The sequence below is a fragment of the Streptomyces lancefieldiae genome, from assembly GCF_031845825.1.
Taxonomy (GTDB): Bacteria; Actinomycetota; Actinomycetes; order Streptomycetales; family Streptomycetaceae; genus Streptomyces; species Streptomyces lancefieldiae.
Genome location: NZ_JAVRFH010000003.1, coordinates 74,479 through 100,135, shown reverse-complemented (window position 1 = coordinate 100,135; position 25,657 = coordinate 74,479). Strand labels below are relative to the sequence as shown.

Genomic DNA, 25,657 nt, shown 5'->3' with positions numbered 1-25,657 from the left:
GGCCTACTTCCGAGGGCCGGTCAGACCAGATTCACCGAACGGGCCGACGTCGCGCCGATCTCCGCCGAAACCTCCGCCAGAACCCCGGCGGGCACCGTGTCGTCGACGGTCAGCACGGCCAGCGCCTCGCCGCCCACCGTCGCGCGGGCGACCTGCATGCCGGCGATGTTGATGCCGGCCTCGCCGATGACGCGGCCGACGGTGCCGACGACGCCGGGGCGGTCCTCGTAGCGCAGCACCACCATGTGGTCGGCGAGGGCGAGGTCGACGTCGTACTCTCCGACGGCGACGATCTTCTGGAGGTGCTTGGGGCCGGCCAGCGTGCCGGAGACCGACACCTCCTCGCCGTCCGCGAGGGTGCCGCGCACGGTGACCACGTTGCGGTGCTCCGGGGACTCCGAGCTGGTGGTCAGCCGGACCTCGACGCCGCGCTCCTGGGCGAACAGCGGGGCGTTGACGTAGGAGACCGTCTCGTCCACGACGTCCTCGAAGACGCCCTTGAGGGCGGAGAGCTCCAGCACCTTCACGTCGTGCTGGGTGATCTCGCCGTAGACCTCGACGTCGAGGCGGACGGCGACCTCGCCGGCGAGCGCGGTGAAGATGCGGCCGAGGCGCTCGGCGAGCGGCAGGCCCGGCTTGACGTCCTCGGCGATGACGCCGCCCTGGACGTTCACCGCGTCGGGGACCAGCTCACCGGCGAGGGCGAGGCGGACCGACTTGGCGACGGCGATGCCGGCCTTCTCCTGCGCCTCGTCGGTGGAGGCGCCGAGGTGCGGGGTGCAGACGACCTCGTCGAACTCGAACAGCGGGGAGTCCGTGCAGGGCTCCTTGGCGTACACGTCCAGGCCGGCGCCGGCGACGCGGCCCTCCTTCAGCGCCGAGTACAGCGCCTCCTCGTCGACGATGCCGCCACGCGCGGCGTTGACGATGCGGACGCTGGGCTTGACCTTGCGCAGCGCCTCGTCGCCGATCAGACCGAGGGTCTCGGGGGTCTTGGGCAGGTGGACGGTGATGAAGTCGGAGACCTCGAGCAGCTCGTCCAGCGACAGCACCTTGACGCCCATCTGCGCGGCCCGCGCGGGCTGCACGTAGGGGTCGTAGGCGACGACCTTCATGCCGAAGGCCGACATGCGCTGCGCGACGAGGGCGCCGATGCGGCCGAGGCCGACGACACCGAGGGTCTTCTCGGCCAGCTCGACGCCGGTGTACTTGCTGCGCTTCCACTCGCCGTTCTTCAGCGCGGCGTTGGCCTGCGGGATGTTGCGGGCGGTGGCGATGAGCAGACCGCAGGCCAGTTCGGCGGCGGTCACGATGTTGGAGGTCGGGGCGTTGACCACCATCACGCCGGCCTTGGTGGCGGCGGAGACGTCGACGTTGTCCAGGCCGACGCCGGCTCGTGCGACGACCTTGAGCTTCTTGGCGGCGGCGATGGCCTCGGCGTCGACCTTGGTGGCGGAGCGGACCAGGATCGCGTCCACGTCGGCGATGGCGGGGAGCAGTTCGGCCCGGTCCGCGCCGTTGCACTGGCGGATCTCGAAGTCGGGGCCGAGCGCGTCCACGGTCGCGGGCGACAGCTCTTCGGCGATGAGTACGACGGGTTTCGAGCTCACGTGAGTCCTCACAAGTCCAATGCGGACGGCCGTCCCGACGGCCGCATTCGGTGTCGCTAAGCCGCGTGGAAGACGCACGACGCTGTGGGCCTGACGCGTATGTGTTCAGCAGTGTAGTGGCGTGACGGGCGCCGTCCTGCGCCTCTGCGGAAGGATCACCCGTCCGTGGCTGGACGGGTTGGACAACGCCGTACGTACGACGTTACCCGGGGTTCGCCGAGGGGGCCGGGGCGATGTCGCCCCGGCCCCCTCCGCGGTGAGGCTTACGCCTCCTCGTCGACCCAGCTCATGAGCTTGCGCAGCTCCTTGCCGGTGGTCTCCAGCAGGTGCTCGGAGTCCTGCTTCTTGTACTCGTTGTACTTCTTCAGACCGCCGTGGTACTCGTCCATCCAGTTCTTGGCGAACGTGCCGTCCTGGATCTCGGCGAGGACCTTCTTCATCTCGGCCTTGGTGGCGTCCGTGATGATCCGCGGGCCGGTGACGTAGTCGCCCCACTCGGCGGTCTCGGAGATCGACCAGCGCATCTTCTCCAGGCCGCCCTCGTACATGAGGTCCACGATCAGCTTCAGCTCGTGCAGGCACTCGAAGTAGGCGATCTCCGGCTGGTAGCCCGCCTCGGTCAGCGTCTCGAAGCCCGCCTTCACCAGCGCGGCGGTGCCACCGCAGAGGACGGCCTGCTCACCGAAGAGGTCGGTCTCGGTCTCCTCGGTGAAGGTCGTCTTGATGACGCCGGCGCGGGTGCCGCCGATGCCCTTCGCGTACGACAGGGCCAGCGCGAACGCCTTGCCGGTCGCGTCCTGCTCGACGGCGGCGATGCACGGGACGCCGCGGCCCTCCTCGTACTGACGGCGCACCAGGTGGCCCGGACCCTTGGGGGCGACCATGCAGACGTCCACGCCGGCCGGGGGCTTGATGAAGCCGTAGCGGATGTTCAGGCCGTGACCGAAGAACAGCGCGTCGCCGTCCTTCAGGTTGTCCTTGATGTGCTCCTCGTAGACCTGGGCCTGGATGGGGTCCGGGACGAGGATCATGATGACGTCGGCCTCGGCGGCGGCCTCCGACGGGCTCACCACGCGCAGGCCCTGCTCCTCGGCCTTGGCCTTGGACTTGGAGCCCTCGTGCAGACCGACGCGCACGTCGACGCCGGAGTCGCGCAGCGACAGGGCGTGGGCGTGGCCCTGGCTGCCGTACCCGATGACCGCGACCTTGCGGCCCTGGATGATGGACAGGTCGGCGTCGGCGTCGTAGAACAGCTCGGCCACTGGGTTCTCTCCTTGTGTGCGGTGTTGCGTCCCACCGTATGCCGGTGAGGGGAAGGGAAGTTTCGGGGTCTCGGAATACGGGCGGCCGGAATGGGCGCCGACCGCCCGTATCCGTCGTTATGCGGACCGGTCGAGTGCGCGCAGCGAGCGGTCCGTGATCGAACGGGCGCCGCGGCCGATGGCGATCGTGCCGGACTGGACGAGTTCCTTGATGCCGTACGGTTCCAGCATCTTGAGCATCGCGGACAGCTTGTCGCTGCTGCCGGTGGCCTCGATGGTGACGGCCTCCGGGGAGACGTCGACGGTCTTGGCGCGGAACAGCTGGACGATCTCGACGATCTGGGAGCGCGTCTCGTTGTCGGAGCGCACCTTCACCAGAACGAGTTCGCGCTGGACGGCCTGGGTGGGCTCCAGCTCGACGATCTTCAGCACGTTGACCAGCTTGTTGAGCTGCTTGGTCACCTGCTCCAGCGGGAACTCCTCGACGCTCACGACGATGGTGATGCGGGAGATGTCGGGGTGTTCGGTGACGCCGACGGCGAGCGAGTCGATGTTGAAGCCGCGGCGGGAGAAGAGCGCGGCGATCCGGGCGAGGATGCCGGGCGTGTTCTCCACCAGGACGGAGAGCGTGTGCTTGGACATGGTCTGCTTCCTCTGCTTGAAGTCCCGACGGCTCTCAGTCGTCTTCGTTGTCGCCGAAGTCGGGGCGGACGTCCCGGGCGGCCATGATCTCGTCGTTGGAGGTGCCGGCGGCGACCATCGGCCACACCATCGCGTCCTCGTGGACGATGAAGTCGATGACGACGGGGCGGTCGTTGATGGAGTTGGCCTCCTCGATGACCTTGTCGAGATCGGCCGGGTCCTCGCAGCGGATGGCGTAGCAGCCCATGGCCTCCGACAGCTTGACGAAGTCGGGGACCCGGGTGCCGCGGGCGTCCGGGTTGACGTCCTCGGGACCGGAGTGCAGCACGGTGTTGGAGTACCGCTGGTTGTAGAACAGGGTCTGCCACTGGCGGACCATCCCGAGGGCGCCGTTGTTGATGACGGCGACCTTGATCGGGATGTTGTTCAGGGCACAGGTGGTCAGTTCCTGGTTGGTCATCTGGAAGCAGCCGTCGCCGTCGATGGCCCAGACGGTCCGGTCGGGCATGCCGGCCTTGGCGCCCATGGCGGCCGGGACGGCGTAGCCCATGGTTCCGGCGCCGCCGGAGTTCAGCCAGGTGGCGGGCTGCTCGTACTGGACGAAGTGCGCGGCCCACATCTGGTGCTGGCCCACGCCGGCCGCGAAGATCGTGCCCTCGGGTGCGAGCTGCCCGATCCGCTCGATGACCGCCTGCGGGGAGAGCGAGCCGTCCTCGGGCTGGTCGTAGCCGAGGGGGTAGGTGTCGCGCCAGCGGGTGAGGTCCTTCCACCAGGCGGCGTAGTCGCCCCGGTTGCCCTCGCTGTGCTCCTTCTGGACCGCCTGCACGAGGTCGGCGATGACCTCGCGGGCGTCGCCGACGATCGGCACGTCGGCCGCGCGGTTCTTGCCGATCTCGGCCGGGTCGATGTCGGCGTGGACGATCTTGGCGTACGGCGCGAAGCTGTCCAGCTTGCCGGTGACGCGGTCGTCGAAGCGGGCGCCGAGGGCGACGATCAGGTCGGCCTTCTGCAGCGCGGTGACGGCGGTGACCGCACCGTGCATGCCCGGCATTCCCACGTGCAGCGGGTGGCTGTCGGGGAACGCGCCGAGCGCCATCAGGGTGGTGGTGACGGGCGCTCCGGTGAGCTCGGCGAGGACCTTCAGCTCGGCGGTGGCCCGGGCCTTGACGACGCCGCCGCCGACGTAGAGCACGGGGCGCTTGGCGGCGGTGATGAGCTTGGCCGCCTCGCGGATCTGCTTGGCGTGCGGCTTGGTGACCGGGCGGTAGCCGGGCAGGTCCATGACCGGCGGCCAGGAGAAGGTGGTCTTCTTCTGGAGGATGTCCTTGGGGATGTCGACCAGGACCGGCCCGGGGCGGCCGGTGGAGGCGATGTGGAACGCCTGCGCGATCACCCGGGGGATGTCCTCGGCCTTGGTGACCAGGAAGCTGTGCTTGGTGATCGGCATGCTGATGCCGACGATGTCCGCCTCCTGGAAGGCGTCCGTGCCGATCGAGGAGGAGACCACCTGCCCGGTGATCGCGACCAGCGGCACGGAGTCCATGTTGGCGTCGGCGATCGGGGTGACCAGGTTGGTCGCGCCGGGTCCCGAGGTCGCCATGCAGACGCCGACCTTGCCGGTGGCCTGCGCGTAGCCGGTGGCCGCGTGGCCCGCGCCCTGCTCGTGGCGGACCAGCACGTGGCGCACCCTGGTGGAGTCCATCAACGGGTCGTACGCCGGAAGGATCGTACCGCCGGGAATGCCGAATACCGTGTCGGCGCCGACCTCCTCGAGAGAGCGGATGAGGGACTGCGCACCCGTGACGTGCTCGGGGGCGGACTGTCCTCCGGATCGGGGCCGCGGCTGCGGGTGATGGGCCCCGGTGGCCTGCTCGGTCATCGGCATTCTCTTCTCGATGCTGAGGGTTTTTTGCGAGGTTTCGGGCGGTGTGCGGCTGTTGCTCAGCGGTGCTGGTGCAACAAAAAACCCCTCGTGCCAAAAGGCAAGCGAGGGGAGCGCGCCGGGTGTGGGTCGCTGGGAGTCCGGGTCGGTCCGGACGTCACCAGCTCAGCCGACGCGCTTTCCAAGTACGAGAATTCGGGTGCGCATGGCACTGACCTTCCTCCCGACCCGCACCCACTGTCAAGTGGGTGGGACAGGAGTCTCATTATGTGAACGAAGGGACGTGCCACCCCGCAGGGCGGTCGGCAGCCCGGACGCGACGCCGCCGGCGAACGCCGGTTCGACAGGGCCGTGCGGCACCGGGTAGTGGCCGGTTGCGAGCGCTCTACGCAGCCGGTACTCGTCCAGTGGCCCGGAGAACGCCGCGCCCTGCCCGTGCGTGCAGCCCATCGCGCGCAGGGCGACGATCTGTTCGGGCAGGTCCACTCCGTCGGCCACGGACTTGAGTCCGAGGTCGGTGGCGATGCGCAGCAGACCACTGGTGATCTTGTGCAGCCGCGCGGACTCCACGACGCCCTCGACCATGCCGCGGTCGAGCTTGAGGACGTCCACGGGCAGGCGCCTCAGCGCGGTGATCGCCGCGTATCCGCTGCCGAAGCCGTCCAGGGCGATGCGGACGCCCACTCTCCGCAGGGCGTTCAGGCGACGGTCCAGCTCGTCCAGTCCGACCCGTGGATCGATGTCCGACAGCTCGATCACAAGGGAACCGGGGGGCAGTCCGTGCCGGGTCAGCAGGGCCTCCACGGAGCCCAGCGGCATGGAGCGGTCCAGCAGCCGGCGAGCTCCCACGCGGACGGTCACGGCCACCGACAGCCCGGCCGTCGCCCGTTCGGCGGCCTGCTCGACGGCCTCCTGGAGCACCCAGCGGTCCAGTTCGGCGGTCTTGTCGCCGTCCTCGGCCACCCGCAGGAACTCCGCGGGGGTGAACAGCACCCCCTGGGAGGAGCGCCAGCGCGCCTGCGCGCAGACCGACGTGATCCGGCCGTCCGTCAGGGCGACCACCGGCTGGTGCAGCAGTGCGAACTCCCCGTCGTGCAGCGCGGCCCGCAGTCGCGTGGCCAGCTCCGCCTTGCGCACGACGTCCTGCTGCATGTGCGGTCGGTACAGCTCGACGCGCCCCTTGCCGGCCGCCTTGGCGCGGTACATCGCGAGGTCGGCGTTGCGCAGCAGCTCGCCCGCGCCGAGGCCCGGTTCGGCGAAGGCCACGCCGATGGAGGCGTTGACACGGACGTCGTTTCCGTCGATGAGGTAGGGCTGCGAGAGGGTCAGCCTGAGGCGGTCGGCGAGCTCCAGGATGTGCCCCTCGCGGGCGGTCCGGTCCCGGACGCCGTCCCCGATGATCAGTGCCGCGAACTCGTCGCCGCCCAGTCGGGAGGCGGTGTCCCCTTGGCGGACGGCCTCATGGAGTCTGCGGGCGGCCTGGACGAGCAGCTCGTCCCCGGCCTGGTGCCCGATGGTGTCGTTGACGGCCTTGAAGCCGTCGAGGTCGATGAAGAGCACCGCCGTACCGCGCAGGGCGGCGCCCCGGTCGGAGGCACGGCGGCCGGACAGGGCCTGCTGGACGCGCCGGGTGAACAGGGCGCGGTTGGGCAGGTCGGTGAGCGGGTCGTGCTCGGCGTTGTGCTGGAGCTGCGCCTGGAGGCGCACTCTTTCGGTCACGTCCCGGCTGTTGAAGATCAGGCCGCCGTGGTGGCGGTTGACGGTGGACTCGACGTTGAGCCAGCCGCCGTCACCGGAGCGGAAGCGGCACTCGATGCGCGTGGTCGGCTCCTCGACCGGGCTGGCGGCCAGGAACCGGCGTGCCTCGTGCACCACGCAGCCGAGGTCCTCCGGATGGATGAGGGCGGCCAGTTCACTGCCGACCAGCTCCTCGGCCGACCGCCCGTAGACCCCGGCGGCGGCCGGGGAGACGTAGCGGAGGACGCCGTTGGGGGCGGCGATCATGATGACGTCGCTGGAGCCCTGCACCAGGGAGCGGAAGTGGTTCTCCTTCTGGGCCAGTTCCTGCGTGAGGGTGATGTTGTCGAGCAGCATGATGCCCTGGCGTACGACGAGCGCGAGCACCACGGTGCCGCCCGTCAGCAGCACGACGCGGTCGACGCTGCGGCCGTTGAGGACGTTGTAGAGGATGCCCAGGGTGCAGACCGCGGCGGCGAGATACGGCGTGAGCGCGGCCAGCGACCCGGTGATGGGCCGGGAGGCCGGATAGCGGCCCCGCTCACCCGGCGCGGGCACGGACACCGACGCGGGTACGGACACGGACACGGACGTGACCGCGGACACGGGCACGGACGTGACCGGGGGCACGGACGTGACCGCGGGTGCGCAGACGGGTGCCGGTGCGGGCTGGTGGCCGGTGCCGCGCTGTCCGGGCAGGTGCTCGCACACCACGCGCGTGTGCTCGCCGGATCCGTCCTCGTCCGACGGCCGCCCGCGCCGGGACGCGGCCCAGGGGGCGTACGCGAGCAGCAGCGAGCCGGCGAACCAGCCGGCGTCGAGCAGCTGGCCGGAACGGTAGCTGTTGTGCAGCAGCGGCGAGGTGAACAGGGCGTCGCACATGACCGTCAGGGCGAGCGCGCCGATGGCGGTGTTGACGGCCGATCTGCACACGGGCGATCGCCTGAAGTGCAGCGCGAGCACCATGCTGACGAGGGCGATGTCGAGCAGCGGATAGGCCACCGAGAGCGCGGAGTGCGCCACGCTGGAGCCGCCCTCGGCCTTCGCCGCCTGCGCGAGCGCCAGGCTCCAGGCCAGGGTCAGCAGCGAGCCGCCGATCAGCCAGGCGTCGAGCCCCAGGCAGATCCAGCCCGCCTTCGTCACCGGCCGTTTGGCGAGGACCAGCAGCCCCACGATGGCGGGTGGCGCGAAGCACAGGAAGAACAGGTCCGCGTAACTGGGGCTGGGTACGGGCTGCCGCAGGACGACCTCGTGCCACCCCCAGACCAGATTGCCCAGGGCCGCCATCGCCGAGGAGACGGCGAACAGCAGCCAGGCCGCTCGGAAACGGACGCGGCGACCGCGGGCGTAGAAGAAGCAGGAGACGGCGGCGATGCCGGCGGCGGCGCTCAGCCCGAAGTCGCCCATGATCTTGGCGACGTACTCCGAACCCCAGCCGAGCCCGGCACCGACGGCGTACGCCGCGCAGACCAGGGCCAGAGCGAGCTGGCGGACGAGGGTCGGCCGGCGGTTGACGCCCGGCAGCCGGGACGACAGCGGTCCGGACGGCGCCTGCGGCCGCAGCGCTCCGTCCAGAGTGGGCACGAGGGGCGGCGGACTCACCGGATCCTCCAGATCCGCGCCGCTCCCGCACCCCGCGGGCTCCGGTGGGCCGGCTGGGCCTGCCGCCTGCGGGCGCTCTGCCGACGCTGGTGAGGGCTGTACCGACCGTGGTGGCCGCTGTGGTGGCCGTGCTGACCCCGTCCGCGCGTGGTCGTGCGCCAGGGTCGCCGGCGGCGGCTCCGCCGCGTCGGGTCGTTCGTCCATAGGCCGTGCATCGCCCGTCGCCCCCCTCACAGTCTGAGATGTCCATCCCCGGCGCCGAGCGGTGCGCGGCGCATCCCTTGTCGGACGATACACCAGGATCGTCACTCAGGGACATAGGTTCTCTACTCTCCGTGACGACCAGCGGATATGCGCGTACCCACCGCTTCCGGGAGATTGCGGAGGGTACCCGAAGCGGGATTACTCGCCCGTCGTCAGGATCACGTTGCGCAACGGCCGCCGGTTCACGAATCGGCTCAACTGGTCCACCAGCAGCCGCTTGGCGCGCGGCAGGAAGGCGGAGCTCGGCCCGCCCGCGTGCGGGCTGATGACGGTGCCGGGAGCATTCCACAAGGGGTGACCCGGCGGCAGCGGTTCGGGGTCGGTCACGTCGAGGGCGGCCGTGAGGCGCCCGCTCTCCAGTTCGGTGAGCAACGCCTTCGTGTCGACGACCTGGCCGCGGGAGACGTTGACGAGCAGGGCTCCGTCCTTCATCCGGGCGAGGAACTCCGCGTTCACCAGGCCACGGGTGGCCTCGGTGAGCGGGGTGGAGAGGACGACGACGTCCGCCTCGGGGAGCAGGGCGGGGAGTTCGGTGAACGGGTGCACCGGACCGCGCGCCGTGGTGCGGGCGGAGCGCGCGACGCGCACGACCGGCGCGACCTCGAACGGAACGAGCCGGTCCTCGATCGCGGCGCCGACCGATCCGTACCCGACGACGAGCACCTTCCGGTCGGCCAGCGCGGGCCGGAACCCGCCGAGCCACTCGCCCCGGTCCTGTGCCCGGACGAAGTCGGGGATGCCGCGCAGCGACGCCAGGATCAGGGCCAGGGTGAGCTCCGCGGTGCTGGCCTCGTGCACGCCCCGCGCGTTGCACAGGAGCACGCCCGCCGGGAGGTGCTTCAGCCCCGGCTCCACGTGGTCGATGCCGGCGGAGAGGGTCTGGACGACCTGGACGGAGCTCATCCGCGGGAACGGGCGTACGCCGATCCCGGTGGGCTTCATGTAGGGGACGACGTAGTACGCGCAGTCGGCCGGGTCGGCGGGGAAGGCCTCCTCGCCGTTCCAGTAACGGTAGGTGGGGCCCTCGGGGAGTCCCTCGATCTCGTCCGGCGGGATGGGCAGCCACACGTCAGCAGTCATGCCCAGGAGGCTATGTCAGGGACGCGGAAGGGCAGAGGTTAGGTTGGGTGGCCTGACGAGGGAGGGTCACGACCAGGTGGAGCGCAGGACGATCGGCGCGACGGCACTCTCGGTGGGGGCCGTCGGACTGGGGTGCATGCCGATGAACTGGGCGTACAGCGCCTCGCGGCAGCGGGGTGACGAGTCGGTCAGGGCCGTGCACCGGGCCCTGGACCTGGGCGCGTGCCTGCTGGACACGGCGGACATGTACGGCCCGTTCACCAACGAGCTGCTGCTGGGACGGGTGTTGAAGGAGCGGCGGTCGGACGCCTTCGTGTCGACCAAGGTCGGTCTGCTGGTGGGCGATCAGCACATCGTGGCCAACGGCCGCCCCGGATATGTGAGACGTGCCTGCGACGCCTCCCTGCGCCGGCTGCAGACCGACGTCATCGACCTCTACCAACTGCACCGCGCCGACCCCGAGGTGCCCGTCGAGGAGACCTGGGGCGCGATGGCGGAGCTGGTGCGGGCCGGGAAGGTACGGGCGCTCGGGCTCTGCGCGGTCGGTGCGCGGTCGGCCCGGCGGCCGGGGGCCCGGCTGCACGACGCGACGATCCGGCAGCTGGAGCGGGTGCAGCAGGTCTTCCCGGTGAGCGCGGTCGAGGCCGAGCTGTCGGTGTGGTCGCCGGAGGCGCTGCGCACGCTGCTGCCGTGGTGCGTCTCGCGCGGCGTCGGCTTCCTCGCCGCGATGCCGCTCGGCAACGGCTTCCTGACCGGCACGCTGACGCCCGGGCAGGGCTTCGAACCGGAGGACCTGCGCGCCCGGCATCCCCGCTTCACCGCCGAGATGATGGCCGCCAACCAGCCGATCGTGGCCGGACTGCGCCGGATCGCGGCCCGGCACGGCGACGGGGTCACGCCGGCGCAGGTGGCGCTGGCGTGGGTCCTGGCGCAGGGACGGCACGTGGTCGCGGTGCCGGGCACCAAGCAGGAGCGCTGGGTGACGCAGAACGCGCGGGCGTCGGCGCTGCGGCTGTCCGCGCAGGATCTGGCGGAGGTGCGTGAGCTGCCTGCGGCGCAGGGCTCCTGGGACTGACGCCCGACGCGCGGTTCCCGGATTCGGGTTTCCCTGATCGGGAACCTGGACGGCCGCAGCGGTGTATGACAAGGAGAACCCGCCGCGTCGAAGGGACCATGATCGTGCAACGTCGAGCCGTGACGGCCGTGTTGGCCGCCGCCCTCCTGCTGACGGCCGGCTGCTCCTCCGACGACCCGGGTCCCCCGGACTCGCACGGGAGCCCCTCCCTGGGCAGTACGACAGCCCAGTCGTCGCCCTCCGGCCCGGCCACCGCGGAGACACCGCCCGCGAAGGGCGCCGTGAAGGTGGTCCGCACGGTCGCCACGGGGCTGAAGAGCCCCTGGGGGCTGGCACCGCTGCCCGGCGGGGACCTGCTGGTCTCCTCCCGTGGCGAGGCCACGATCACGCGGGTCGACGAGAAGACGGGCAAGAAGACGGAGCTGGGCGAGGTGCCCGGGGTGTCGCCGGCCGGAGAGGGCGGCCTCCTCGGCATCGCGCTCTCCCCCGACTTCGCCTCCGACCACATGGTCTACGCGTACTTCACCGCCGCCTCCGACAACCGCATCGTGCGCATGCTGTACAACGAGAAGAAGCCCCCCGGTCAGCAGCTCGGCGCGCCGGACACGGTCTTCCGGGGCATTCCCATGGGCTTCGTCCACAACGGCGGCCGGATCGCGTTCGGCCCCGACAAGATGCTGTACGCGGGCACGGGCGAGAGCGGCAACACGGGTCTGTCCCAGGACAAGGAGTCCCTGGGCGGCAAGATCCTGCGGATGACGCCGGACGGCGCCCCGGCGCCCGGCAACCCCTTCCCCGACTCCCCGGTGTACTCGTACGGCCACCGGAACGTGCAGGGGCTGGCGTGGGACGGCAGGCAGCGGCTGTTCGCCGCGGAGTTCGGGCAGGACACCTGGGACGAGCTGAACGCGATCAAGCCGGGTGACAACTACGGCTGGCCCGAGGCCGAGGGCAAGGACGGCGGCTCCGGGTTCCACGATCCGCTCGCCCAGTGGAGCACGGACGAGGCCTCGCCCAGCGGCATCGCGTATGCCCGGGGTTCGGTGTGGATGGCGGGCCTGCGCGGGGAGCGTCTGTGGCGGGTGCCGCTGAAGGACACGGAGGCCGCGGCCGACCCGCAGGCGTTCCTCGAGGGTGAGTACGGGCGGCTGCGCACGGTGGTCGCGGCGGGCGGCGACAAGCTGTGGCTCGTGACCAGCAACACGGACGGGCGGGGCAACGTGCGGGACGGCGACGACCGGATTCTGGAGCTGGAGGTGAAGTAGGGCGCGGAGCCGGTCAGTTCTCGTCGGGGCGGTCCCCGGCGGGCGCTTCCCGTTCCGCGTCCTCGGGACGCGGCAGGTGTACGAGGACCTTGCCCGACGTGAGGTCTATCGGACCGTGTGCCGGATCGCCGTCGCCGACGTCCTCACGGGTCAGTTCCAGGCGGTTCTGCTCGTCGCGGGTGTGCTCGCGGCCGGGGGTGAACAGTTCCTCGAATGCGTTGAACACGCCGGTCTCCGTCCGTCGGTGTCCCTACAGCGTAGGTCTCATCCCGCCGGACGGGACGTGATTCCTGCGGCCGGGAAGAGCGCCAGCCGGTGGGCCACCGCCGCCGCCTCGCCGCGGCCCGAGACGCCGAGCTTGGCCAGGATGTTGGAGACGTGGACGCTGGCCGTCTTGGGGGAGATGAAGAGTTCCCCGGCTATCTGGCGGTTGGTGCGGCCGTCGGCGACCAGGCGCAGTACGTCGCGTTCTCGGCTGGTGAGGCCGAGGGCCTCGGCCGGGTCGGCGGGGGCGGTGTCCGGCTCGGGGGCGCGGCCGAGCGTGAGGCGGGCGCGCTGGGCGAGCAGGGTGACGGCGTCGGCGAGCGGGCGGGCACCGAGGTGGCCGGCGAGGGTGCGGGCCAGACGGAGCAGGTCCCTGGCGCGGGCGCGCTCGTCCTCGCCGCCGGTCGCCAGAAGCGCGCCGGCCAGCCGGTGCCGGACGCGGGCGAGCTCGTAGGGACGCTCCAGGAGCTCGAAGGCGGTGACCGCCTCCGACCAGAGTTCGGGGGTGTCCCGGCCCTCGGCGCGGTGGAGTTCGGCGCGGACCCACTTCTCGTGGGCGAGCCAGATCGGCGCGCCGGCGGTCAGCGACTTGGCGGCCTTCGCGAGCCGCTCGAGGATCTCGGCGCGGCCCTTCTCGGTGGCCGGCAGTCCGCGGGCGTCGGCCTCGGCCTCGGCGGCGGACAGCAGCAGGGGCCAGCCGAAGCGCTGGGTGCCGGGCGGGAAGCCCGCGTCCAGGACCTGGAGCAGTTCGGCACGGGCGTCGAGGACGCGGCCCTCGGCGGCGGCGAAGGCGATGGTGAGGGCGGCCAGCGGCAGGCGGTGCTGCGGCATGGGCTCGTGCGTGCCGAAGGCGGCGCGGGCCTCGGCGAGCAGTCGGCCGGCCTCGGCTCTCCCGCCGCGGGCGAGCGCCACGGCGGCGCGCTTGAGGGCGGCGCCGCCGCGTGGTGCGGAGCCCCGGCCCGCGGCTCCGGACCTGACGGCGGCCTCGATCGCCTCGTCCCAGCGGCCCAGCGAGATGAGCGACTCGGCGAGGTTGCCCCACACCCAGGCCTCGGATTCCAGCAGCCCCATCCGCCGGGTGAGCTCGACGCCCTCACGCAGGATGCCGACCGCCTCCTCGGAGCGGCCGACGCCCTCCAGGACGGAGGGGAGGTTGACGTGACTGCGGGCCACCACGGCGGCCCGTCCCTGCGCCACCACCGCGTCTTTGACCTGGTACATCTCCGCGAGTCCCGCGTCGATGTGCCCCGCGTCCACCATCAGGCCGCCGAGGGTGAGCCGGGCGTTGAGCTCGATGTCGTCGGCGCCCACCATGCGCGCGTACTCGACGGCCCGCTCGGCGGCGGTCACCGCGTCGGGGCCGGGGTCGCGGAGCATCGACCAGTTGGCGGCCATGGCCAGCACCTCGGCGTGCACCTCGGAGGGCGGCAGGCCGCGGACCAGTTCCTGGGCGATGCCGAGTTCACGCCGGCCGTCGCCGCGGCCCTGGGCCTGGACCAGCAGCGAACGCTGCGTCCAGAACCAGGCGGCGCGCTGCGGGTCCCGCCCGCCGCCGCCCGGCCGGTCGCCCGGTTCGGCGTCCTGCTCGTCCTCCAGCAGGCGCAGCGCCCGCTTGGTGATCTTCATGGCGCGCTCGCGTTCCCCGCACAGCCGCCCGGCGACGGCGGCCTCGGCCATGAGGTCCAGGTACCGCAGGGGAGCGGTCCGCGGGTCGCAGCCGCAAGGCGGACAGACCTCGGTGCGGTCGACGGGGCGCAGGGTGGCGCGGACGTCGTCGGGGGCGGAGTCCCACAGCTCCATGGCCCGCTCCAGCAGCCGGAGCTGCTCGGAGTAGGCGTGGCGGCGACGGGCCTCGACGGAGGCGTCCAGTACGGCGGGCAGGGCCTTGGCCGGGTCGTGGGCGTGGTACCAGTAGCTGGCCAGGCGCATCACGCGCTCGGCGGCGGGCACGAGCGTCGGATCGGCGTCGAGGGCCTCGGCGTAGCGGCGGTTGAGGCGGGAGCGCTCGCCGGGCAGCAGGTCGTCGGCGACGGCCTCGCGGACCAGGGAGTGGCGGAAGCGGTAGCCGTCGCCGTCGGGGGCGGGGAGCAGCAGGTTGGCGTTGACTGCGGCGCGCAGGGCTTCGATGAGGTCGTCCTCGGCGAGCCGGGCGACGGCGGCGAGCAGCCGGTACTCGACGGTGGAGCCGCCCTCGGCGACGATCCGGGCGACCCGCTGGGCGCTCTCGGGCAGGGCTTCGACGCGGACCAGGAGCAGGTCGCGCAGGGAGTCGGTGAGGCCGGTGCGACAGCCCTCGTGGGCGGCCACCGCGAGTTCCTCGACGAAGAAGGCGTTGCCGTCGGAGCGCTCGAAGATCTCGTCCACCTGGAGCGGGTCGGGCTCGTGGGCGAGGATGCCGGCGATCTGGCGGCCCACTTCCTCGCGGATGAAGCGGCCCAGTTCGAGGCGGCGGACGGTGCGCAGCCGGTCGAGTTCGGCGAGCAGGGGGCGCAGCGGATGGCGGCGGTGGATGTCGTCGGAGCGGTAGGTGGCCAGGACGACGAGGTGGCCGGTGCGCAGGGTGCGGAAGAGGTAGGCGATCAGGTGGCGGGTGGAGGCGTCGGCCCAGTGCAGGTCCTCCAGGACGAGGACGACGGTGTGCCGGGCGGCGACGCGCTCCAGCAGGCGGGCGGTGAGTTCGAAGAGGCGGGCCATGCTCTCCTCGTCGTGCCGGCCGCCACCGGGTCCGGTGGAGGTCTCGCACAGTTCGGGCAGCAGTCGGGCCAGCTCCTCCTCCTGCCCGGCGGCGGCCGCGGCCAGTTCCGCGGGCAGTTCGCGGCGCAGGGCGCGCAACGCGGTGGAGAAGGGCGCGAAGGGCAGTCCGTCGGCGCCGATCTCCACACAGCCGCCCAGCGCGACGACGGCGCCCTGCCGGCGTGCGGCGCCGGCGAACTCCTCGACGAGGCGGGTCTTGCCGACGCCCGCCTCGCCGCCGAGCAGCAGTGCCTGCGGCTCGGCCGCACCGGCGCGGACGAGCGCGTGGTTCAACGTGTCCAGTTCGCCGGCGCGGCCGACGAACACGGGACTGACGGACCTGGTCTCCACGGACCCGAGCATCGCACGGGGGTCCGACAACGCGGCGATGGATTCGGGGAGGACGGCCGTGCGGCCGTCCTCCCCCGACCCCCCGCTCACGCGGCCCGGGCGAACCGGTGCCGGCGGAACGGGGACGTATGGCTCTCCGCCCCGGCGGCTGCGCGGCGGGCATCCCGGCGGGCGGCGCGACGGGCGCGGACCACCTCGCGGGCCAGCCGGGCCTCATCGGCGCGGCGGACCAGTTCGGCGGAACGGAGCCGGTGGATGTCGTACTCGAACATGGTGTGTCCCTCGGTCCTCGGTGAGAGTCGGTTTCGGCTTCGCTTGTCTGCGATGCCTCAACCTTCGTCTCCCAGGGGGCGCGCCACATCGGGAAAGTTCCGCATCTTCGGCGGGGTGCGGGGCCTTAGACGTGCGTAAGGGGGCTCAGGGCGGGCGCGTGGTACGCGCCCGGTGCCCTAAGACCCCCCGTGAACCGCGTAGGCGTCAGCCCACGGACGGCACGGCCAGCATGACGTCGGTGTACTTGAGTACGGCCAGGATCAGGCCGATCACGCCCAGCGCGACGCCCGCCCAGGACACCGACTTGATCCACGCGGCCTGCGGCTTCCCAGGCGCGCCGAACGCGGGCCGGGCCAGCACCACGACGCCGACGATCAGCGCGACCAGCGCGAAGACGCCGCCCCAGAGCGCGGTGGCCTGCCAGGCGTCGCCGTAACCCTTCTCGAGCATGGTCTGGACGTTCGACGACTGGGTCGTCTCCAGTTGTCCGAAGACCGCCTCGCGGGCGGAGGCCACGGTGCCGACCCAGCTGCCCGTCAGCGAGACGACGCCCAGTCCGGCGGAGACGACCGCGCCCGCGCCCTGGCCGACGCCGGTGGGGCCCTCGGTCTCGGCGGCACCGGTCGCGATGTCGTCCTTCGCGGCGTCGGTCTCGGCGGCGCCTTCCGTGGCGTCGGCGCCCTCCGGGGTCTCGGTCGCCGCGTCCTCGGCGGATTCCGTCGCCTCGGTCGCCTCCGTCGCCTTGTCCGTCTTGTGCTCGTCGGTCTTCAGGCCGGTCTCGTCCACTGTCTTCGTTCCCATGTCTCGCACCGTACGGACGCTGTCTGAGAGGTCCCTTAATGATCCTTGTGCGCGGCACGCGCGCGTGCCTCGCGTGCCGCACGCCACTCGGGCGCGAGCACCGCCCACGCCTCCATGTCCTGGCGGACGCCCCGGTAGGGGAAGCTCTCGCGCCGCACGCCCTCATGCATCATGCCGAGCCGCCGGGCGGCGTTGACACTCGGGGTGTTGGCGGACGACGCGTGCCACTCCACGCGGTGCATGCCGCGCTCGTCGAACGCCCAGTCGATCAGCACCCGGGCGCCACGCGTGACCAGGCCGCGCCCCGTTCCGGCGGGCTCCAGCCAGCAGCCGATCTCGCAGACGCCTGTGGCGGCGTCGAAGACGCGGAAGAGCAGGCCGCCGACGAGCTTGCCGTCCAGCCACAGCCCGTGCAGGAAGCCGCTGTCGGCGGCGTGCCGGTCGGCGTAGGACTGGAGCAGTTCGCGGGCGGAGTCGACGTCGGTGACCTTCGTCCCGAAGGGGATGTGCTGCGTGATGAAGTCCCTGCCCCGCTCCAGGTGGGCCAGGAACTCCTCGGCGTGCCAGGTCTCCAGGGGGCGCAGTTCGGCTCCGTCGTCACCCAGTGGTATCGCGTACATCCCGCTGCCGTTCCTCCTTCGCAAGGACGTCCGCCACTTCGGCGTCCGTCGCCGCGGCCAGCCTCTCATGGGCGGCGCGGCACTCCGGCGGCTCGATGCTGATGCGCGGCAGGAGTCTGTCCAGCCGGCGCGGCAGCCACCAGTTGGCGTTGCCGAGCAGATGCATCAGGGCGGGCACCAGGAGGGTGCGGAGCACGAAGGCGTCCAGGGCGACCGCGGCGGCGAGCGCGATGCCGAACATGGCGATCACCCGGTCACCGGTGAGGACGAAGGCGAGGAACACCGAGATCATGATGACCGCGGCGGAGTTGATCACCCGGCTGGTCTCGGCGAGGCCGACGCGGACGGCGCGGCGGTTGTCACCGGTCTCCAGCCACTCCTCGTACATCCGGCTGACCAGGAAGACCTGGTAGTCCATGGAGAGTCCGAAGAGCACCGACACCATGATCACGGGAAGGAAGGGTTCGATCGGACCCGCGCTGCCGAGGCCGAGCAGTTCACTCCCCCAGCCCCACTGGAAGACCGCGACGACGATGCCGAAGGAGGCGGCCACGGCGGCGACGTTCATCGCGGCGGCCTTGACCGGGATGCCGACGGACCGGAAGGCCAGCAGGAGCAGCAGGCAGCCCAGGCCGATGACGACACCGACGAAGAGGGGCAGCTTGCCGACTATGACGCCGGCGAAGTCGTCGTAGCCGGCCGTCACGCCGCCGACGTGCACGTCGAGCGTGGTGCCGGACTCGGTGCGCGGCAGCACCTCGGAGCGCAGCCGTTCGACGAGTTCGCTGGTGGTCCGGGACTGCGGGGCCGACTCGGGTACGACGGTGAGGTACGCGGTGTCGCCGGCCGAGTCGTACGTCACCGGCGCCACCGAGGCGACGCCCTCGGTGGCGCTCAGGGTGGCGTCGAGGTTGTCCAGGGCGAGCCGGTCCTCGGCGCCGCTCACCTTGGTGACCAGGGTGAGGGGTCCGTTCACGCCGGGTCCGAAGCCCTCGGCGAGGAGGTCGTAGGCCTGGCGGGTGGTGGTGCCCTTGGGGTCGTTGCCCTGGTCGGAGGTGCCCAGGCGCAGTCCCAGGGTGGGCAGCGCGAGGACGGTGATGACGACGAGGGCGAGGGCGCCGAGCAGCTTGGGACGGCGCTCGACCAGGGCCGACCAGCGTGCGGCGAACCCGGTCGGCAGCTCGGGTTCGGGCCCGTGTTCCGCGAGCCGGCGCCGCTCGCGCCGACTCAGGGCGCGCGGGCCGATGTACGACAGCAGGGCCGGCAGCAGCGTCACGGAGGCCGCGACGGTGAGGACGACGGTCAGCGAGGCGGCGACGGCCACGCCGTTGAGGAAGCTCAGCCGGAGGATCAGCATCCCCAGCAGGGCGATGCAGACGGTGGCCCCCGCGAAGACGACCGCGCGTCCGGTGGTCGCGACGGCGCTCTCGGCGGCCTCGGCGACGGACAGGCCCCGCTTCAGTCCGCGCCGGTGCCGGGTGACGATGAACAGGGCGTAGTCGATGCCGACGCCGAGTCCGATGAGGGTGCCCAGCATGGGCGCGAAGTCCGCGACGGTCATGACGTGGCCGAGCAGGGTGATACCGGCGTAGGCGGTGCCGACCGAGACCAGCGCGGTGGCGATGGGCAGCAGGCAGGCGGCGAGGGAGCCGAAGGCGAGGAAGAGGACGACCGCCGCGACGGCCACGCCGACGGCCTCGGCGAGGTGGCTGCCCAACGCCTCGGTGAGCGCGACGGCGCTGCCGCCCATGTCGACCTGGAGCCCGTCGGTCTCGGCCGCCTCGGCGGTGTCGACCACGGCGCGCACCTCGTCCGCGTCGATGTCCTCGGACGCGTCCGCGAAGGTCACCGAGGCGTACGCCGTGCGGGCGTTCTCGCTGACCATGGGCGAGTCCGGGTCGTCGTACGGGTTGGTCACCGAGGCGACCCCGGGCAGGTCCCCGATGCGGTCCAGGGTGCGGGTCATGGTCTGTTCGACGTCGGTGGCGCGGACGGAGCCGCCCGTGGTGTGCCAGACGATCGTGTCGCTGTCGCCGTCGTGGCCGGGGAAGCCGGCGGCGAGCAGCTGGGAGGCACGGTCGGAGTCGGTGCCGGGGACCCCGTAGTCGTTGGAGTACGCGGAGCCGGCGACGACGGCGGCCGTGGCGACCCCGCCGAAGGCGAGGAGCCAGAACAGGACGGCGACGAGGCGGCGTTGGACACACCAGCGTGCAAGGGCTGCCACTAACGTGCTCCCAGGGTTTCCGATTGTGGATCTTTGACCGGGAACAGTCGTTCATGGTGTGAACGGCCCGCAAAGAACGCATGAGCAATGCGAAGCCACTCTTGCAGGCAGAAATGATCCTTTGAGGATTTCGTGGCCTTATTCACAACATTGTCGTACCGCGCCCACCTCGGTCCTGCCGACCCGGGAGTACGGCCCGCGGGTCACCTCCGTCGACCTGGGGTTCCGGCCCGACGAGAACGCGGAGCGCGTCGCGCGGGCGGGGGTCGCCGGCCGGATGGTGCCGGTGCACGCTGCGGTGGGGCGAGGTGTGCGCCGGGGAGAGCCCGAGCGAGTTCATGGCGGCGATGGCGCGTCTCGGTGGAGCCGCTGCGCGCCGACCAGGGGTGGGCCCTGGGCTGCGCACGGGTCGTGGGGCGCCGCGGGTGACAACCGGAGAGGCGCGCACCGGCGGGTGACAACCCGCGGGGCGGCTCACCGGCGGGTGACAACCGAGGGGGCGCACCGACCTACGGTGCGCCCCCTCGGGCCTGCGGATCTGCCGGGTCAGCCCTCGCCGACGCCCAGCTTCTGAAGGATCAGCTCCTTGACGCGGGCGGCGTCCGCCTGGCCCCGGGTCGCCTTCATGACGGCGCCGACCAGGGCGCCGGCCGCGGCCACCTTGCCGCCGCGGATCTTGTCCACGACACCGGGGTTGCCTGCGATGGCCTCGTCGACGGCGGCGGTCAGCGCGCCCTCGTCGGAGACGACCTTCAGACCGCGCTTGTCGACGACCTCGTCCGGCGTGCCCTCACCGGCGAGGACGCCCTCGATGACCTGGCGGGCCAGCTTGTCGTTCAGGTCACCCTTCGCGACCAGCTCGGTGACGCGGGCGATCTGGTCCGGCGTGATCGCCAGCTCGTCGAGCGCCTTGCCCGACTCGTTGGCGCTGCGGGCCAGCTCGCCCATCCACCACTTGCGGGCGGAGGCCGCGTCGGCACCGGCGTCGATCGTGGCGACGATCAGGTCCAGCGCACCGGCGTTGAGGATCGCCTGCATGTCGGTGCCGGAGACGCCCCACTCCTCCCGGAGCCGGCTGCGGCGCACCAGCGGCAGTTCGGGCAGGGCGGAGCGGATCTCCTCGACCCACTCGCGGGAGGGCGCCACCGGCACCAGGTCGGGCTCCGGGAAGTACCGGTAGTCCTCGGCCTCCTCCTTCACACGACCCGAGGTCGTGGACCCGGTGTCCTCGTGGAAGTGGCGGGTCTCCTGGATGATCGTGCCGCCCGAGGAGAGGACCGCCGCGTGGCGCTGGATCTCGAAGCGGGCCGCGCGCTCCACGGAACGCAGCGAGTTGACGTTCTTGGTCTCGCTGCGGGTGCCGAACTTCTCCCGGCCGTGCGGGCGCAGCGACAGGTTGACGTCGCAGCGCATCTGGCCCATCTCCATGCGGGCCTCGGACACGCCGAGGGCCCGGATGAGCTCGCGCAGCTCACGGACGTAGGCCCGGGCGACCTCGGGGGCACGCTCGCCCGCTCCCTCGATCGGCTTGGTGACGATCTCGATGAGCGGGATGCCGGCGCGGTTGTAGTCGAGGAGGGAGTGCGAGGCGCCGTGGATACGGCCCGTCGCGCCACCGACGTGCAGCGACTTGCCGGTGTCCTCCTCCATGTGGGCGCGCTCGATCTGGACGCGGAAGGTCTCCCCGTCCTCGAGCTGCACGTCGAGGTAGCCGTCGAAGGCGATCGGCTCGTCGTACTGGGAGGTCTGGAAGTTCTTCGGCATGTCCGGATAGAAGTAGTTCTTCCGGGCGAAGCGGCACCACTCGGCGATCTCGCAGTTCAGCGCGAGACCGATCTTGATCGCCGACTCGACGCCGGTCGCGTTGACGACCGGGAGCGCGCCGGGCATGCCGAGGCAGACGGGGCAGGTCTGGGTGTTCGGGTCGGCGCCGAGCGCGGTCGAACAGCCGCAGAACATCTTGGTCTTGGTGCCGAGTTCGACATGGACCTCGAGGCCCATGACGGGGTCGTACGACGCGAGTGCGTCCTCGTACGACACCAGGTCGGTCGTGGTGGTCACGGTGAAACTTCCCTCTCAGCCCAGCAGGACGTCGTCGTCGCCGAGGCGCTTCAGCTCGCGGTAGAGGATGGCGAGGTTGGTGACGACCGCGGCACCGGTCACGACGGCGTCGAGCAGCCGCAGCGTGTCGTTCTCGCCACGCGCCTTCTTGATCTGCTTGTAGACACCGACGGCGCCGAACGCCGAGGTGGCCATCGAGACGTACAGGCCGGACTTGGACTTCTTGAAGCCCTTGGCCTTGGACAGTGCGCTCACAGCGACGGTGCCTCCTCGATCAGCGGGTGGCCCCACTTTTCCACGAACGCGGCCTCGACGGCGGCGCCGACCTTGTAGAGCCGGTCGTCCTTCATCGCGGGGGCGATGATCTGCAGGCCCACCGGCAGGTTGTCCTCGGGGGCGAGGCCGCAGGGCAGCGACATGGCCGCGTTGCCCGCCAGGTTGGTGGGGATGGTGCACAGGTCGGCCAGGTACATCGCCATCGGGTCGTCGGCGCGCTCGCCGATCGCGAAGGCGGTGGTCGGGGTCGTCGGGGAGACGATCACGTCGACCTGCTCGAAGGCCCGCTCGAACTCCTGCTTGATGAGGGTGCGGACCTTCTGGGCGCTGCCGTAGTACGCGTCGTAGTAGCCGGAGCTCAGGGCGTACGTACCGAGCATGATGCGGCGCTTGACCTCGGGGCCGAAGCCGGCCTCGCGGGTCAGGGAGGTGACCTCCTCGGCGGAGTGCGTGCCGTCGTCGCCGGTCCTCAGGCCGTAGCGCAGGCCGTCGAAGCGGGCGAGGTTGGAGGAGCACTCGGAGGGGGCGATCAGGTAGTACGCGGAGAGCGCGAGGTCGAAGGAGGGGCAGTCCAGCTCGACGACCTCGGCGCCCAGCTCCTTCAGCAGCTCGACGGACTCGTCGAAGCGCTGGATGACGCCGGCCTGGTAGCCCTCGCCGCGGAACTGCTTGACGACGCCGACGCGCATGCCGGACACCGAGCCGTTGCGGGCGGCCTCGACGACCGCGGGGACCGGGGCGTCGATGGAGGTGGAGTCCATCGGGTCGTGCCCGGCGATGACCTCGTGCAGCAGGGCCGCGTCCAGGACCGTGCGGGCGCAGGGGCCGCCCTGGTCGAGGGAGGAGGAGAAGGCCACCATGCCGTAGCGGGAGACGCCGCCGTACGTCGGCTTGACGCCGACCGTGCCGGTGACGGCCGCGGGCTGCCGGATGGAGCCGCCGGTGTCGGTGCCGATGGCCAGCGGGGCCTGGAAGGCGGCGAGCGCGGCGGAGGAGCCGCCGCCGGAGCCGCCGGGGATCTTGGTGAGGTCCCAGGGGTTGCCGGTCGGGCCGTAGGCGCTGTTCTCGGTGGAGGACCCCATGGCGAACTCGTCCATGTTGGTCTTGCCGAGGATGACGACGTCGGCGGCCTTCAGGCGCTTGGTGACGGTCGCGTCGTACGGCGGGATCCAGCCCTCGAGGATCTTCGAGCCGACGGTGGTGGGGACGCCCTCGGTGGTGAAGATGTCCTTGAGCGCGAGCGGGACGCCGGCCAGCGGGCCGAGCTTCTCGCCGCGCTCGCGCTTCTCGTCGACGGCGCGGGCCTGGGCCAGGGCGCCCTCGCGGTCGACGTGCAGGAAGGCGTGCACCTTCTCGTCGACGGCCTCGATGCGGGCCAGGTGGGCCTCGGTGACCTCGACCGCGGTCAGCTCGCCGGAGGCGATCTTCGCGGCGATCTCGGCCGCGGTGAGCTTGATGATGTCGCTCATGGCGGTTACTCCTCCCCCAGGATCTGCGGCACCTTGAAACGCTGCTGCTCCTGGGCCGGGGCGCCGGAGAGCGCCTGCTCGGGCGTGAGCGACGGACGGACCTCGTCCGGCCGCATGACGTTCGTCAGCGGGAGCGGGTGCGAGGTCGGCGGTACGTCTTGGTCGGCGACCTCGCTGACGCGGGCGACCGCGCCGATGATGTCGTCCAGCTGTCCCGCGAAGTGCTCGAGCTCTTCGGGCTTCAGCTCCAGACGCGCCAGCCGGGCGAGGTGGGCGACCTCCTCGCGCGTGATGCCAGGCATGCAGCGTTCCTCTGGGGTGAGTGTGTGTGGTTCGGGCCGATCGGTTGTGGCCCAATCCTATGGGGCCGGGCACCGTGGCCGTTAAACGGTTTCCCCCGGAGCCGCTCCCCGGCGCCGCGCGTCCCAGGCGGCGCTGCTCAGGAAGTGGTTGTCGTAGAGGTCCTGGACCTCCAGCAGGGTCTCCGGGGTGACCTCGCCGAGGGCGACACGCCGCAGGTGGCGGAAGTACTCGAAGCGCTCGACACCCGGCGTGAGGACGATGAGCAGGTCGGCGTCGGCTCCGGGCACGGCGGCGAAGGCGTGCGGCTTGCCGGGCGGGACGACGACGAGGTCGCCGGGGCCCGCGGTCAGGACCTCGTCGCCCGAGAGGATGTCGGCGGCGCCGTCGAGCAGGAAGAACATCTCGGCGGAGTTGTCGTGCCAGTGCGGCTTGGCGCCGTCGGCGCCCGCCGTGAGGGTGACGCGCTGGGTGGACAGGGCTCCGCCGGTCGCGCTGCTGTCGGCCAGCAGGCGCACGGTGGTGGGCGCACGGCCGACGACTTCGGCCTCGGCCTCGCGGACGACCACGGTCTCGTCGAACTTCGGGATGAACAGCGACATCTTCGAACCTCCTGGTGACGGTGACGGTACGGACGTGCTCAGACCGCGAAGAGCAGGGCGGCGCTGATCAGGACAACGACCGCGGTGGCGAAGTGGATGCCGAAGGCCACGGCCTTCGTACCCCCGTGGCGCAGCACTATGAGCGTGTCGCCGAGCGGCACGAGGGCCACGCACAGCATGAACCAGGCCTCGGCGCCCGCACCCGCGAAGGCCAGCAGCGCCAGACCGACGAGGCCGAACGTGCCGTCCCTCAGGCCCTTGATCGTCAGATAGGCGCCGGCGTCGCCGCCGGGGTCGGCGGGGACACCGTAGCCGGTGGCGGCGGAGGCGGGCTGGAACAGGAAGCGGTATCCGAGGAACACGCAGAACAGGTTGAGCACGATGGCCAGGGTGTACGCGGTGACGGTCACGACTTCTCCTCGCTAGCAGCGCTAGGGACGAGAGTGACGCTAGCAGAGCGGCGACAGAATGGCTAGCACTGCTAGAATCGCGGCCATGACGATCCAGACGCGCCGGGAGCGCGAACGAGCGGAACGCGAGCGGCTGATCGTGACGGCCGCGCGGGAACTGGCCGAGGCGGAGGGCTGGGATGCGGTCACCACCCGCCGGCTGGCCGCCGAGATCGAGTACAGCCAGCCGGTCCTGTACAGCCACTTCAAGGGCAAGGACGCGATCATGGCGGCGGTCGCGGTGCGGGGCTGCGAGGAGTTCACCGCGGAACTGCGGGCGGCGTCCGAGGCGGTCGAGGGTGCGCGGGAGACGCTGGCAGCGGTCGGGGAGGCGTACACGGCCTTCGCGCGACGGCGGCCCGCGCTCTACGACGCGATGTTCACGCTCCGGGTGGACCTGCCGTTCGCCACGCCCGAGGCTCCGACGGCCCTCCAGGAGGCGTTCGGTGAGCTGCTGAGGGCCGTCGAGCCCTTCGCGGCCGAGGGCGAGGAGCCGCGGCTGCTCACGGAGACGTACTGGGCGGCCCTGCACGGCCTGGTGACCCTGATGCGCAGCGGCCGGCTGCCGGAGGAGGCCCACGACCGCCGGCTCGCCCTGCTCATCGACCACTTCGCCCCGCGGGACACCGCGGGCTGAACGGAACGAGCCGGGAGCACCGCCGCGCCGGGACGGTATGAGTCGCCGTGACGGAACGGCCCGGGAGCCACCGCGCCGGGGCGGAAGGGGCCGGGAACACCACCACACCGTGACGGAACCAGCCCGGGAGCCACCGCGCCGGGACGGAAGGGGCCGGGAACACCACCACACCGTGACG

At 71.6% G+C, this 25,657-nt stretch carries 21 protein-coding genes; 3 read left to right on the top strand and 18 right to left on the bottom strand.

Going from position 1 to position 25,657, the window contains the following annotated elements; genetic code table 11:
- Positions 1-20 precede the first annotated feature (20 nt).
- From serA to RM812_RS04155, 6 genes are all read right to left on the bottom strand, one after another.
- Positions 21-1,610, bottom strand: coding sequence for a phosphoglycerate dehydrogenase (serA, locus tag RM812_RS04180; RefSeq protein ID WP_311571022.1), 1,590 nt, complete (start codon positions 1,608-1,610; stop codon positions 21-23).
- 263 nt (positions 1,611-1,873) lie between these two features.
- Positions 1,874-2,872: a ketol-acid reductoisomerase gene (gene ilvC, locus RM812_RS04175; protein WP_217141802.1), complete on the bottom strand. Its 999-nt coding sequence runs from the start codon at positions 2,870-2,872 to the stop codon at positions 1,874-1,876.
- A gap of 117 nt (positions 2,873-2,989) precedes the next feature.
- Positions 2,990-3,514, bottom strand: a complete 525-nt coding sequence (gene ilvN, locus RM812_RS04170) for an acetolactate synthase small subunit (RefSeq protein WP_055421816.1) — start codon at positions 3,512-3,514, stop codon at positions 2,990-2,992.
- A 34-nt stretch (positions 3,515-3,548) separates the two neighbouring features.
- Positions 3,549-5,393 carry an acetolactate synthase large subunit gene (locus RM812_RS04165; protein ID WP_311571021.1) on the bottom strand — a complete coding sequence of 615 codons (1,845 nt, stop codon included), beginning with the start codon at positions 5,391-5,393 and terminating at the stop codon, positions 3,549-3,551.
- A 243-nt stretch (positions 5,394-5,636) separates the two neighbouring features.
- Positions 5,637-8,735 carry a putative bifunctional diguanylate cyclase/phosphodiesterase gene (locus RM812_RS04160; protein WP_311571020.1) on the bottom strand — a complete coding sequence of 1,033 codons (3,099 nt, stop codon included), beginning with the start codon at positions 8,733-8,735 and terminating at the stop codon, positions 5,637-5,639.
- A 402-nt stretch (positions 8,736-9,137) separates the two neighbouring features.
- Positions 9,138-10,079 (bottom strand): 2-hydroxyacid dehydrogenase, encoded by a 942-nt coding sequence (locus tag RM812_RS04155; protein WP_311571019.1) that lies wholly within the window; start codon positions 10,077-10,079, stop codon positions 9,138-9,140.
- Between the two features lie 76 nt (positions 10,080-10,155).
- Between RM812_RS04155 and RM812_RS04150 the strand changes: the two genes are divergently transcribed.
- Positions 10,156-11,154: an aldo/keto reductase gene (locus RM812_RS04150; RefSeq protein WP_311571018.1), complete on the top strand. Its 999-nt coding sequence runs from the start codon at positions 10,156-10,158 to the stop codon at positions 11,152-11,154.
- A 65-nt stretch (positions 11,155-11,219) separates the two neighbouring features.
- The gene (locus RM812_RS04145) at positions 11,220-12,419 is read left to right on the top strand and encodes a PQQ-dependent sugar dehydrogenase (protein WP_311571017.1); all 1,200 of its coding nucleotides are present in this window, start codon (positions 11,220-11,222) and stop codon (positions 12,417-12,419) included.
- 13 nt (positions 12,420-12,432) lie between these two features.
- On the opposite strand, the gene RM812_RS04140 is transcribed toward RM812_RS04145, so the two are convergent.
- The 12 genes from RM812_RS04140 to RM812_RS04085 all read right to left on the bottom strand — a co-directional run bounded on the left by RM812_RS04140 (position 12,433) and on the right by RM812_RS04085 (position 24,803).
- On the bottom strand, positions 12,433-12,645 hold the full coding sequence (locus RM812_RS04140; RefSeq protein WP_311571016.1) for a DUF6191 domain-containing protein: 213 nt from the start codon (positions 12,643-12,645) through the stop codon (positions 12,433-12,435).
- Between the two features lie 38 nt (positions 12,646-12,683).
- Entirely contained in the window at positions 12,684-15,779 is a 3,096-nt protein-coding gene (locus RM812_RS04135; protein ID WP_311571015.1) for a helix-turn-helix transcriptional regulator, read from the bottom strand.
- 74 nt (positions 15,780-15,853) lie between these two features.
- Positions 15,854-16,039: a hypothetical protein gene (locus tag RM812_RS04130; protein ID WP_311571014.1), complete on the bottom strand. Its 186-nt coding sequence runs from the start codon at positions 16,037-16,039 to the stop codon at positions 15,854-15,856.
- A gap of 205 nt (positions 16,040-16,244) precedes the next feature.
- On the bottom strand, positions 16,245-16,841 hold the full coding sequence (locus RM812_RS04125) for a hypothetical protein (RefSeq protein ID WP_311571013.1): 597 nt from the start codon (positions 16,839-16,841) through the stop codon (positions 16,245-16,247).
- 35 nt (positions 16,842-16,876) lie between these two features.
- The gene (locus RM812_RS04120; protein ID WP_311571012.1) at positions 16,877-17,461 is read right to left on the bottom strand and encodes a GNAT family N-acetyltransferase; all 585 of its coding nucleotides are present in this window, start codon (positions 17,459-17,461) and stop codon (positions 16,877-16,879) included.
- Complete coding sequence (locus RM812_RS04115; protein WP_311571011.1) at positions 17,439-19,685, bottom strand: MMPL family transporter; 2,247 nt, start codon at positions 19,683-19,685, stop codon at positions 17,439-17,441. The genes RM812_RS04120 and RM812_RS04115 overlap by 23 nt, the downstream gene beginning before the upstream one ends.
- A gap of 546 nt (positions 19,686-20,231) precedes the next feature.
- Positions 20,232-21,746, bottom strand: coding sequence for an Asp-tRNA(Asn)/Glu-tRNA(Gln) amidotransferase subunit GatB (gene gatB / locus RM812_RS04110; protein WP_311571010.1), 1,515 nt, complete (start codon positions 21,744-21,746; stop codon positions 20,232-20,234).
- Between the two features lie 15 nt (positions 21,747-21,761).
- Positions 21,762-22,001 (bottom strand): hypothetical protein, encoded by a 240-nt coding sequence (locus tag RM812_RS04105; RefSeq protein ID WP_030402391.1) that lies wholly within the window; start codon positions 21,999-22,001, stop codon positions 21,762-21,764.
- A complete protein-coding gene (gene gatA, locus RM812_RS04100) occupies positions 21,998-23,491 on the bottom strand; it encodes an Asp-tRNA(Asn)/Glu-tRNA(Gln) amidotransferase subunit GatA (RefSeq protein ID WP_311571009.1) in 1,494 nt (497 codons plus the stop codon). The genes RM812_RS04105 and gatA overlap by 4 nt, the downstream gene beginning before the upstream one ends.
- 5 nt (positions 23,492-23,496) lie before the next feature.
- Positions 23,497-23,793 (bottom strand): Asp-tRNA(Asn)/Glu-tRNA(Gln) amidotransferase subunit GatC, encoded by a 297-nt coding sequence (gatC, locus tag RM812_RS04095; protein ID WP_003973500.1) that lies wholly within the window; start codon positions 23,791-23,793, stop codon positions 23,497-23,499.
- Between the two features lie 81 nt (positions 23,794-23,874).
- Entirely contained in the window at positions 23,875-24,393 is a 519-nt protein-coding gene (locus tag RM812_RS04090) for a cupin domain-containing protein (RefSeq protein WP_311571008.1), read from the bottom strand.
- Between the two features lie 38 nt (positions 24,394-24,431).
- Positions 24,432-24,803 carry a DUF4267 domain-containing protein gene (locus tag RM812_RS04085; protein WP_311571007.1) on the bottom strand — a complete coding sequence of 124 codons (372 nt, stop codon included), beginning with the start codon at positions 24,801-24,803 and terminating at the stop codon, positions 24,432-24,434.
- An 85-nt stretch (positions 24,804-24,888) separates the two neighbouring features.
- Between RM812_RS04085 and RM812_RS04080 the strand changes: the two genes are divergently transcribed.
- The gene (locus RM812_RS04080; RefSeq protein WP_311571006.1) at positions 24,889-25,479 is read left to right on the top strand and encodes a TetR/AcrR family transcriptional regulator; all 591 of its coding nucleotides are present in this window, start codon (positions 24,889-24,891) and stop codon (positions 25,477-25,479) included.
- Positions 25,480-25,657: the final 178 nt, after the last annotated feature.

What these genes read in the sequence shown, in the direction of transcription:
- ilvN (WP_055421816.1), bottom strand. Translation starts at nt 3,514, where the DNA reads ATGTCCAAGCACACGCTCTCCGTCCTGGTGGAGAACACGCCCGGCATC.
- RM812_RS04165 (WP_311571021.1), bottom strand. Translation starts at nt 5,393, where the DNA reads ATGACCGAGCAGGCCACCGGGGCCCATCACCCGCAGCCGCGGCCCCGA.
- RM812_RS04155 (WP_311571019.1), bottom strand. Translation starts at nt 10,079, where the DNA reads ATGACTGCTGACGTGTGGCTGCCCATCCCGCCGGACGAGATCGAGGGA.
- RM812_RS04145 (WP_311571017.1), top strand. Translation starts at nt 11,220, where the DNA reads ATGACAAGGAGAACCCGCCGCGTCGAAGGGACCATGATCGTGCAACGT.
- RM812_RS04135 (WP_311571015.1), bottom strand. Translation starts at nt 15,779, where the DNA reads ATGCTCGGGTCCGTGGAGACCAGGTCCGTCAGTCCCGTGTTCGTCGGC.
- RM812_RS04130 (WP_311571014.1), bottom strand. Translation starts at nt 16,039, where the DNA reads ATGTTCGAGTACGACATCCACCGGCTCCGTTCCGCCGAACTGGTCCGC.
- RM812_RS04125 (WP_311571013.1), bottom strand. Translation starts at nt 16,841, where the DNA reads ATGGGAACGAAGACAGTGGACGAGACCGGCCTGAAGACCGACGAGCAC.
- RM812_RS04120 (WP_311571012.1), bottom strand. Translation starts at nt 17,461, where the DNA reads ATGTACGCGATACCACTGGGTGACGACGGAGCCGAACTGCGCCCCCTG.
- gatA (WP_311571009.1), bottom strand. Translation starts at nt 23,491, where the DNA reads ATGAGCGACATCATCAAGCTCACCGCGGCCGAGATCGCCGCGAAGATC.
- gatC (WP_003973500.1), bottom strand. Translation starts at nt 23,793, where the DNA reads ATGCCTGGCATCACGCGCGAGGAGGTCGCCCACCTCGCCCGGCTGGCG.
- RM812_RS04090 (WP_311571008.1), bottom strand. Translation starts at nt 24,393, where the DNA reads ATGTCGCTGTTCATCCCGAAGTTCGACGAGACCGTGGTCGTCCGCGAG.
- RM812_RS04080 (WP_311571006.1), top strand. Translation starts at nt 24,889, where the DNA reads ATGACGATCCAGACGCGCCGGGAGCGCGAACGAGCGGAACGCGAGCGG.